Source organism: Pseudomonas sp. FFPRI_1, assembly GCF_055384485.1.
On sequence record NZ_AP029168.1, the window covers coordinates 2,026,252 to 2,035,593 of the forward strand.

The 9,342-nt window shown below is 62.7% G+C and carries 9 protein-coding genes; 6 read left to right on the plus strand and 3 right to left on the minus strand.

Going from position 1 to position 9,342, the window contains the following annotated elements; translation table 11 throughout:
- Positions 1-10 precede the first annotated feature (10 nt).
- Positions 11-934 (minus strand): LysR family transcriptional regulator, encoded by a 924-nt coding sequence (locus ACZ5BO_RS09180; RefSeq protein WP_464699348.1) that lies wholly within the window; start codon positions 932-934, stop codon positions 11-13.
- Between the two features lie 49 nt (positions 935-983).
- Between ACZ5BO_RS09180 and ACZ5BO_RS09185 the strand changes: the two genes are divergently transcribed.
- The 3 genes from ACZ5BO_RS09185 to ACZ5BO_RS09195 all read left to right on the plus strand — a co-directional run bounded on the left by ACZ5BO_RS09185 (position 984) and on the right by ACZ5BO_RS09195 (position 3,192).
- On the plus strand, positions 984-1,298 hold the full coding sequence (locus ACZ5BO_RS09185) for a hypothetical protein (RefSeq protein WP_025127996.1): 315 nt from the start codon (positions 984-986) through the stop codon (positions 1,296-1,298).
- Positions 1,299-1,457: 159 nt separating this feature from the next.
- The gene (locus tag ACZ5BO_RS09190; RefSeq protein WP_025127997.1) at positions 1,458-2,057 is read left to right on the plus strand and encodes an FMN-dependent NADH-azoreductase; all 600 of its coding nucleotides are present in this window, start codon (positions 1,458-1,460) and stop codon (positions 2,055-2,057) included.
- 271 nt (positions 2,058-2,328) lie between these two features.
- A complete protein-coding gene (locus ACZ5BO_RS09195) occupies positions 2,329-3,192 on the plus strand; it encodes a carboxylate/amino acid/amine transporter (protein WP_464699351.1) in 864 nt (287 codons plus the stop codon).
- Positions 3,193-3,390: 198 nt separating this feature from the next.
- Here the strand turns inward: ACZ5BO_RS09195 and ACZ5BO_RS09200 are convergent, their stop codons facing one another.
- The gene (locus tag ACZ5BO_RS09200) at positions 3,391-4,689 is read right to left on the minus strand and encodes a mechanosensitive ion channel family protein (protein ID WP_025127999.1); all 1,299 of its coding nucleotides are present in this window, start codon (positions 4,687-4,689) and stop codon (positions 3,391-3,393) included.
- 193 nt (positions 4,690-4,882) lie between these two features.
- Here ACZ5BO_RS09200 and ACZ5BO_RS09205 point away from each other — a divergent pair, with 193 nt between their 5' ends.
- Together ACZ5BO_RS09205 and ACZ5BO_RS09210 are read left to right on the plus strand one after the other, a co-directional pair.
- The gene (locus ACZ5BO_RS09205) at positions 4,883-6,223 is read left to right on the plus strand and encodes a DEAD/DEAH box helicase (RefSeq protein WP_025128000.1); all 1,341 of its coding nucleotides are present in this window, start codon (positions 4,883-4,885) and stop codon (positions 6,221-6,223) included.
- 114 nt (positions 6,224-6,337) lie between these two features.
- Positions 6,338-6,802: a hypothetical protein gene (locus tag ACZ5BO_RS09210; protein WP_464699354.1), complete on the plus strand. Its 465-nt coding sequence runs from the start codon at positions 6,338-6,340 to the stop codon at positions 6,800-6,802.
- Between the two features lie 197 nt (positions 6,803-6,999).
- Here the strand turns inward: ACZ5BO_RS09210 and ACZ5BO_RS09215 are convergent, their stop codons facing one another.
- A complete protein-coding gene (locus ACZ5BO_RS09215; RefSeq protein WP_025128002.1) occupies positions 7,000-7,275 on the minus strand; it encodes a hypothetical protein in 276 nt (91 codons plus the stop codon).
- Between the two features lie 310 nt (positions 7,276-7,585).
- Here ACZ5BO_RS09215 and ACZ5BO_RS09220 point away from each other — a divergent pair, with 310 nt between their 5' ends.
- Positions 7,586-9,328, plus strand: coding sequence for a ShlB/FhaC/HecB family hemolysin secretion/activation protein (locus tag ACZ5BO_RS09220; protein WP_464699357.1), 1,743 nt, complete (start codon positions 7,586-7,588; stop codon positions 9,326-9,328).
- The last annotated feature ends 14 nt before the right edge of the window (positions 9,329-9,342 follow it).

Genomic DNA, 9,342 nt, shown 5'->3' on the forward strand with positions numbered 1-9,342 from the left:
GGGTGATGGATCAGGCTTGCTCGGGGGCGGCAAAGGGCGCGTCCAGGGGCGCGGTGTCGAAGGTGCGCAGCAGCTCCACGAGGATCTGCGTGGCCGGGCCCAGGGGTTTGTCCTTGTTGGAATAGAGAAAGAAGGTTGGATGGCGGCTGCCGCCCTGGTCCAGGGGCAGGACCTTGAGCAGGCCTTCGCGCAGCTCGCGCTCGATCAGGTGCCGGGGCAGCCAGGCAAAACCCAGGCCGCTGCTGACGAAGCTTGCGGCGGTGGCCAGGCTGCCCACGGTCCAGCGCTGTTCGGCGCCGAGCCAGCCCACATCCCGTGGCTGCTGGCGGCCGGAGTCGCGGATCACCACTTGCAGCTGGCTTTCCAGGTCCTGGAAGTGCAGTTCCCGCTGCAGGCGGTGCAGGGCGTGTTCCGGGTGGGCCACGGCGACGAACTCCACCGAGCTCATCTCGGTGCCCAGGTAACCGGGAATGTTGAAACCGCTGATGGCCAGGTCGGCGACGCCTTCGAGCAGCACTTCCTCGACCCCGGACAGCACTTCTTCACGCAGGCGCACACGGCAGCCACGGCTTTGCGGCATGAAGGCGGTCAGGGCGCGGACCAGGCGCGCGTTGGGGTAGGCGGCGTCCACCACCAGGCGTACTTCGGCCTCCCAGCCCTGTTCCATATGGTGGGCCAGGTCTTCCAACTGGCTGGCCTGCTTGACCAGTTGCCGGGAGCGGCGCAGCAGCACGCCGCCGGCCTCGGTGAGCACCGCCTTGCGGCCGTCGATGCGCAGCAGCGGCACGCCGAGTTGGTCCTGCATGCGCGCGACGGTGTAGCTGACCGAGGATTGCGAACGGTGCAGGGCTTCAGCGGCCTGGGCGAAGCCGCCGTGGTCGACCACGGCCTGCAGGGTGCGCCATTGATCCAGGGTCACGCGGGGCGCTTTCATGAGGGGCTCCTCTTGTCCTAAGCTGGCGCTCCTTACTGGAGACTGCCGAATGAGAAAATTCTGTTGTGTGTTGCTGGCTCTGCTGCCCCTGAGTGCCTGGGCCTATCCGATCGATGTCGAGAAGCAGTTGAACGGCCTGAGCATCGACTACACCGCCTACGACACCGATGAGGACATCGGCTCCATCCAGTTGAACAACTTCGGCAAGGTCGATGCCCTGTGCTCGGTGGTGTTTCGCAACGGTCCCGAGGCACCGCGCACCCGCAAGGTGGAAGTCGCCGCGGGCAAGAGCAAGAACGTTACCGCCAAGTTCAACCGCAAGATCATCAAGCTGCGCATGGACCTGAACTGCCAGGCCAAATGATCGAAGCAGGGCCGGCCTGGCGTATCACGCCGGGACTGGCTGTGCTTATAAACGAATTTATTGATTGGTTATAGCAGTTATTTGCGCTTTTTCATCGATATCACTCTGTTTAATCTGCGCCCCATCGACTTACGCATACCCCGATGGAGGCTTCAGCCCATGTCCCGCGTTCTGATCATTGAAAGCAGTGCCCGTCAGCAGGATTCCGTTTCCCGCCAGTTGACCCAGACCTTCATCCAGCAATGGCAGGCCGCTCACCCTGGTGATTCGATCAGCGTGCGTGACCTGGCCCGCAACCCGGTGCCGCACCTGGACGCCAACCTGCTGGGCGGCTGGATGAAGCCCGCCGAACAGCGCAATGCCGCCGAACAGGATTCCCTGCAACGCTCCAATGAACTGACCGAAGAGTTGCTGGCCGCCGACATCCTGGTGATGGCCGCGCCGATGTACAACTTCGCCATCCCCAGCACCCTGAAGGCCTGGCTCGACCACGTCCTGCGTGCCGGCGTGACCTTCAAGTACACCGAGACCGGTCCCCAGGGCCTGCTCACCGGCAAGCGCGCCTATGTACTGACGGCCCGTGGCGGCATCTACGCCGGTAGCACCGCGGATCACCAGGAACCCTACCTGCGCCAGGTGATGGGTTTCATCGGCATCCACGATGTCGAGTTCATTCACGCCGAGGGCCTCAATCTGGGTGGCGACTTCCACGAGAAGGGCCTGAACCAGGCCAATGCCAAGTTGGCCCAGGTGGCCTGAAAACCGGCTTGCAGTGATCTGCCGGAGCGATGGCGCCGATTCACCGATAACCGATCAGCGCCGTTAATCCACAGATAATCCCCCGGTGTTCAAGTAGCGCCTGCGCATCCCCCTTCAAGCCGGTTCGCGCATCGAACCTCCCTTTGCACTGGTTGCTCCTTCAGTGCCGACGCCCGATTGCACGCCTAGCGAGATCGGGCTTTTTTTTGCCCGGGATTTTATCTGCCGGAGCAAAACCGTTATCGTCGCCGCCATCCAAGATGAGGCGAACATGGGCTATCTACTTTTTGTCACCCTGATCCAGGCGTTTTCCTTCAGCCTGATCGGCGAATACCTGGCCGGTCATGTCGACAGTTACTTTGCGGTACTGGTGCGGGTACTGCTGGCGGGGCTGGTGTTCATTCCACTGACCCGCTGGCGCCGGGTGGAGCCGGCCTTCATGCGTGGCATGCTGCTGATCGGTGCCCTGCAGTTCGGCATCACCTACGTCTGCCTGTACCTGAGCTTCAGGGTGCTGACGGTACCGGAAGTGCTGCTGTTCACCATCCTCACGCCGTTGCACGTGACCCTGATCGAAGACGCCCTGAACCGACGTTTCAATCCCTGGGGCCTGCTGGCGGCGCTGGTGGCGGTGGCCGGAGCAGTGGTGATCCGCTACGACAGCATCAACCCGGACTTCTTCATGGGTTTTTTGCTGCTGCAACTGGCCAACTTCACCTATGCCGCCGGGCAAGTGCTGTACAAGCACCTGGTGGCGCGCCACCCCAGCGACGAGCCGCATTACCGGCGTTTCGGCTACTTCTACCTGGGGGCGCTGCTGGTGGTGTTGCCGGCGTTCCTGCTGTTCGGCAAGGCCCATTACCTGCCTGATGCGCCGCTGCAATGGGCGGTGCTGCTGTTCCTTGGCCTGGTGTCCACGGCCCTGGGCATGTACTGGTGGAACAAGGGCGCGTGCCTGGTGACGGGGGCGACCCTGGCCGTGATGAACAACCTGCACGTGCCGGTGGGGCTGCTGATCAACCTGCTGATCTGGAACCGGCACGAGGAACTGGGCCGGCTGATGCTGGGTGGTCTGGTGATCCTCGCAGCGGTCTGGATCAGCCGCCGCGGCGCGGCGCCCCGCCTGACAACCTGACCGATTGCCGACGCCTTCGCTGACCTGTAGGAGCCGGCTTGCCGGCGAAGAGGCCCGCAAATCTTGCGCCTGACGGGCCGACGCCTTCGCTGGCAAGCCAGCTCCTACGGTGGGCCAGAGCGGCTTGCCGGCGAAAGGGCCTGCAAGCCCCGCGCCTGAAGGGCTGACGCCTTCGCTGGCAAGCCAGCTCCTACGAGGTTACAGCGCCTGTTTTTCGATCTGGGGTACATGGCTGGCGCCGAGCACCGCCGGTAGCAAACCGGCCCGCAGGTCGGTACCGCTGGGTTGCTGGTACAGGTTCAGGCCGAACTCCGGCATCACCGCCAGCAGGTAGTCGAAGATATCCCCCTGGATCCGTTCGTAGTCCACCCACGCCGTGGTCTTGGTGAAGCAGTAGATTTCCAGCGGAATGCCCTGGGCCGTGGTCTGCATCTGGCGCACCATGCAGGTCATGTTCGGCTGGATCTCCGGATGGCTCTTCAGGTACGCCAGGGCGTAGGCGCGGAAAGTGCCGATATTGGTCATGCGCCGGCGGTTGGCCGACAGCGCCGCGACATTGCCCTGGGCCTCGTTCCAGCTTTTCAGCTCGGCCTGCTTGCGCCCGATGTAGTCGGTGAGCAGGCGCACCTTGCTCAGCCGCAGCTCTTCATCGTCATGCAGGAAACGCACGCCGCTGGCGTCGATGTACAGGCTGCGCTTGATCCGCCGGCCACCGGACTGCTGCATGCCGCGCCAGTTCTTGAACGACTCGCTCATCAGGCGCCAGGTGGGGATGGAGACGATGGTCTTGTCGAAGTTCTGCACCTTGACCGTGTGCAGGGTGATGTCCACCACGTCGCCGTCGGCGCCCACTTGGGGCATCTCGATCCAGTCGCCGACCCGCAACATGTCGTTGCTGGTCAGCTGCACGCTGGCGACGAAGGACAGCAGGGTGTCCTTGTAGACCAACAGGATCACCGCCGACATGGCGCCCAGGCCCGACAGCAGCAACAGCGGCGAGCGGTCGATCAGGGTGGCGACGATGATGATCGCGCCGAACACGTACAGCACCATCTTCGCCAACTGCACATAGCCCTTGATCGAGCGGGTGCGGGCGTGTTCGGTGCGCGCATAGATGTCCAGCAGGGCATTGAGCAGGGCGCTCAGGGCCAGGAGCTGAAACAGGATGGTGAAGGCCATGGCCAGGTTGCCGAGGAACACCTGACTGGTCTTGCTCAGCTCGGGCACCAGGTGCAGGCCGAACTGGATCACCAGGGACGGGGTCATCTGCGCCAGGCGATGGAACACCTTGTTGTGGCGCAGGTCATTGAGCCAGTGCAGCGCCGGCTGGCGGCCCAGCAGCCTGATGGCGTGGAGGATGACATAGCGTGCCACCCGGCCGAGTACCAGGGCGACCACCAGCAGCAGGGTCAGACCGATGCCGGCATGCAAGAGAGGGTGTTGATCGAGGGCTCCCCAGAGATCCTGGGTATTGAGCCAGAGCTGTTTGAAATCCATGGGCTAAATCGATTCTTCTGTATGGCACAAGGGAGGGATTAGAGCATTTAACCCCGGCAAAGTTACGCTCAAGGACAAATCGGCTAACAAAAAACCAACTCTTTGCGACCGTTTGCACAAAGAAACTCGGCCTTGGCGCTCGAAACCGTTACCCTATGCAGCTGTTTTTTTGCATATCTTCGAGGTAGCACCCGTGTTTTCCCAATTCGCCCTGCACGAACGCCTGCTCAAAGCCGTGGCCGAGCTTAAATTTGTCGAGCCGACGCCGGTGCAGGCCGCGGCTATTCCGCTCGCGCTGCAAGGGCGTGACCTGCGGGTGACGGCACAGACCGGCAGCGGCAAGACCGCGGCTTTCGTCCTGCCGATTCTCAATCGCCTGATCGGCCCGGCGAAGATCCGGGTCAGCATCAAGGCGCTGATTCTGCTGCCGACCCGCGAATTGGCCCAGCAGACCCTGAAGGAAGTCGAGCGTTTTTCCCAGTTCACCTTCATCAAGTCCGGCCTGATCACCGGCGGTGAAGACTTCAAGGTCCAGGCCGCGATGCTGCGCAAGGTGCCGGACATCCTCATCGGCACCCCCGGCCGCCTGCTGGAGCAGCTCAACGCCGGCAACCTCGACCTCAAGGAAGTCGAAGTGCTGGTGCTCGATGAAGCCGACCGCATGCTCGACATGGGCTTTGCCGAAGACGTGCAGCGCCTGGTGGACGAATGCCCGAACCGCCAGCAGACCATGCTGTTCTCCGCCACCACCGGCGGTTCCGGCCTGCGCGAGATGGTCGCCAAGGTGCTGAACAACCCTGAGCACCTGCAACTGAACGCGGTCAGCCAACTCAACGACACCACCCGTCAGCAGATCATCACCGCCGACCACAACCAGCACAAAGAGCAGATCGTCAACTGGCTGCTGGCCAACGAGACCTACCAGAAGGCCATCGTCTTCACCAACACCCGGGCCATGGCCGATCGCATCTACGGCCGCCTGGTAGCCCAGGACTACAAGGCGTTCGTGCTGCACGGTGAAAAGGACCAGAAGGACCGCAAGCTGGCCATCGACCGCCTGAAGCAGGGTGGGGTGAAGATCCTGGTGGCCACCGACGTCGCCGCTCGCGGCCTGGACGTCGAGGGCCTGGACCTGGTGATCAACTTCGACATGCCGCGCAGTGGCGATGAATACGTGCACCGCATCGGCCGTACTGGCCGCGCCGGCAACGATGGCCTGGCCATCTCGCTGATCTGCCATGGCGACTGGAACCTGATGTCGAGCATCGAGCGCTATCTCAAGCAGAGCTTCGAGCGCCGCACCATCAAGGAAGTCAAAGGCACCTACAGCGGGCCGAAGAAGGTCAAGGCCTCCGGCAAGGCCGTTGGGGTGAAGAAGAAAAAGACCGACGCCAAGGGCGACAAGAAGAAGGCCGCGGCCAAGGCGCCAACCAAGCGCAAGACCGCCAACCGGCCGAAAAGCGACAGCCTGGTCAGCCAGGATGGCATGGCGCCGCTCAAGCGCCGCAAGCCACAGGCACCGGCGGCTGAATAAGCGCCTGGCCTGATGCGAGTAGAAAGCCCGGACCTGGTCCGGGCTTTTTTATGGCGTGCTCCTGTCGTCGGCAGCGCCTGGAGCCGATGCCGGATGGATGCCTGGAGATAGGACATGAGTGATTATTTTGACCAGCAGTTGCGTGAGGACCTGGCAGAACCTATCGCGGCCGGACAACTCAGGGTCTCCCTGGATGTCGATCATTACTTCAGCCTGATGAAAGCCAGGTTCCCCATCAGGAGCCTGCGGCCCGATTGGCAGAAGATGCCGTTCCGGGTGACTGAGGTGAGTGAGGATCGGCACAGCAGGACAGAGGCCTGCAGGGCGTTTTTGCAGCGCAGGGTGGATGAGTTTCGCTTGACGGGAGACGCGGTCTACGTGGGAGATGGTTGCACTGACATTGCAGTCTCGGGCGATCTTGAATCCTTGTTGGAGATCAGCGAATGCCTGTTCTCCATTCCCCAGCATCACTATGTCCTGGCGACGGATCAGTCATGGTTCATGTGCCTGATGATGGAAGGCGACATGGGGTTTGGTTTTTTTCGAGACCCAAGGGAGGCCGTTGAGCGGCCGCTTTGATCGACGGCCGCGGGGGTTGATTGGCCTTTAGATGGCCTTCAGACCAGGAGGCGCGAGGTCCCGGTGTTGTTCAACGGGCCCCGCTGTATGGCCGGCGCCGCATTCCAGCATTCTGAACACACCGCCCCACGGGGCTCATATCCCGCAGCGGGCACAACCACGCGCGGATCTGCTCCGGGCTTTCTTCGGCGTGGTTCTCAGCTATCGGCCTGCTTCTCGGCGGTGGCCAGTTCCTTGAGCCGCTGATCGATCAACTGGCAGTCATCCGGCTGGTCCTTGCTGGAAGTGCTGAGTTTCATCCTCTGCAACTCGTCGTTGATCTCCTTGGCCTTGGCCGGGTTCTGCTCGGTGATCTTGCTCACGGCCTGGGCCAGTTGCTCGCGCTTGGCAGTGGCTTCGTCCGGGGTACAGGCCCAGGCGGACAGGCTGAACAGCAGGGTACTGGCAACAGTGAGAATGCTCAGGGTTTTCATTGCAGGGACCTCGCGGGTCGGATTCGGGCTGTCAGGCGGTTGACGGGAAGAGGCCAGGGTTAGTTCAGTTGGATGCAACGAGTGCCGAGGAAGTGGGTACGGCAGGGGCGTGAAAATACTTATTTAAATCCGGATTTTTCCGATGCGGATGATGGCCATGAGGACCTGCCATCAGCGACCGCTTTAGGTCGCGGCTTCTGGGATATCTGGCCATTGTTCGGCGATCCTTTGGCTTATTTGACGCCAGAATAGTGGCACATTAATATCGCGCCCCACTTTTGCCTCTGGCTGCCGTTTCGAAGGATCGAATATGTCTCTCTCCACCCTCGGGATGAGGTTGTGCCGCACCTTGCCTGGCGTGCTCCTGGCCAGCTCGCTGAACATCGCCTCTGCCGCCCCACTGCCCGGCCCGGCCTTCAACCCCGGTGACCAGGACCTGATCCGCGACCGGCAGAACCGCTTGCTGCAAGAGCAGCAGCGCCGTCTCGAGGAACTCAAGGAGCTGCCCGGCAAGAGCGCTGCACCGGTGGCGCCCACGGCCCCGACCGACAGCCGCTGCTTCCCGATCAAGGACATCCAGCTCAAGGGCGCCGATTCGCTGTCCGCCAGCGAGCGTGAGAGCCTGCTCAAGCCCTACATCGGCCAGTGCCTGGGGGTGGCCCAGCTCAACGAATTGCTCAAGGTCATCACCGACCGCTACCTCGAGAAGGGCCTGGTCACCAGCCGCGCCTACCTGCCGCAACAGGACCTGTCCAGCGGCCACCTGCAGGTGCTGGTGGTGGAAGGCAAGCTCGAAGGGCTCAAGGCCGCCGATGACAGCAAGCTCAGCGCTCGCGAATTGAACATGGCCTTTCCCGGCAGCAGCGGTGAGCTGCTCAACCTGCGGCAGATCGAGCAGATGGTCGACCAGCTCAACCGCTTGCCATCGAACCAGGCGCAGATGGAACTGGCCCCGGGCCAGGCCGTGGGCGGCAGCCAGGTGCTGGTCAAGAACAGCCCGCAAAAGCCCTGGCGCGTCGGTTTGTCCCGCAGCAACGACGGGCAGAAGAGCACCGGCGAGCAGCAGTGGGGCAGCTCGTTCGAATGGGACAGCCCCCTGGGCTTGGCCGACCAGTTGGTGCTGCGCGGCGGCCACGACGCCATCAGCGACCACCAGAAGACCTCGCGCAACGCCATGCTCTATTACAACCTGCCGTTTGGCTGGTGGAACCTCAGCTACAGCTACAGCCAGAGCGAATACCGCTCCCTGGCCCAGGGCCAGGGCTTCAACTTCAAGCAGACCGGCGACAGCCAGAACCACCAGTTGCGCCTGGAGCGGGTGATCCATCGCGACGCCCTGAGCAAAACCTCGCTGAACAGCGGCCTGAGCTACCTGCGCACCAACAACTACATCGAAGACAGCAAGCTCAGCAACAGCAGCAACCGCCTCAGCGAAGCGCAGCTGGGCATCAACCACGGCCGGCGCCTCGGCAGCGGCTTTCTCAACCTCGACCTGGGGCTGCAGGACGGCATCGGCGCCTTCGATGCCCAGCGCCAGCATGAGCGCGACCGTTTCGGCAATCGCCAGGCCAACGCCCGCTACCGCAAGTACAGCGCCACCGCCAGCTACCTGCAGCCGTTCAAGCTGTGGGACGAATCCCTGGTGTTCAGCAGCCTGGTCACCGGCCAGCGCAGCGAGGACCTGCTGTTCAGCTCACAGCGCATGAGCCTGGGCAGCCAGTCCTCGATCCGCGGCTACAAGGACCAGAGCCTCAACGGCGACAGCGGCTACTACTGGCGCAACGACCTGCGTTGGACTCGCCCGGTGGGCTGGGACTGGCTGCGCCCGGTGTTCGCCGAGTACGGCACGGGCCTGGGTTATGACTTCGGCGCGATCCGCAACGACCGCTACAACGCCGAGCAGCATGGCCGGGTCTCCAGCGACTCGATCGAATTCTTCGCCCGCGGCAGGAACCTGGCCGCCAGCGTGACCTTCGCCCATTCCCTCGAGCGGCCCGAAGCCCTGAGTGAACGGGAAGCACCGATTTATTTCCGTCTGGATGTGTTCCTTTAACGCCGCTCTTTAAC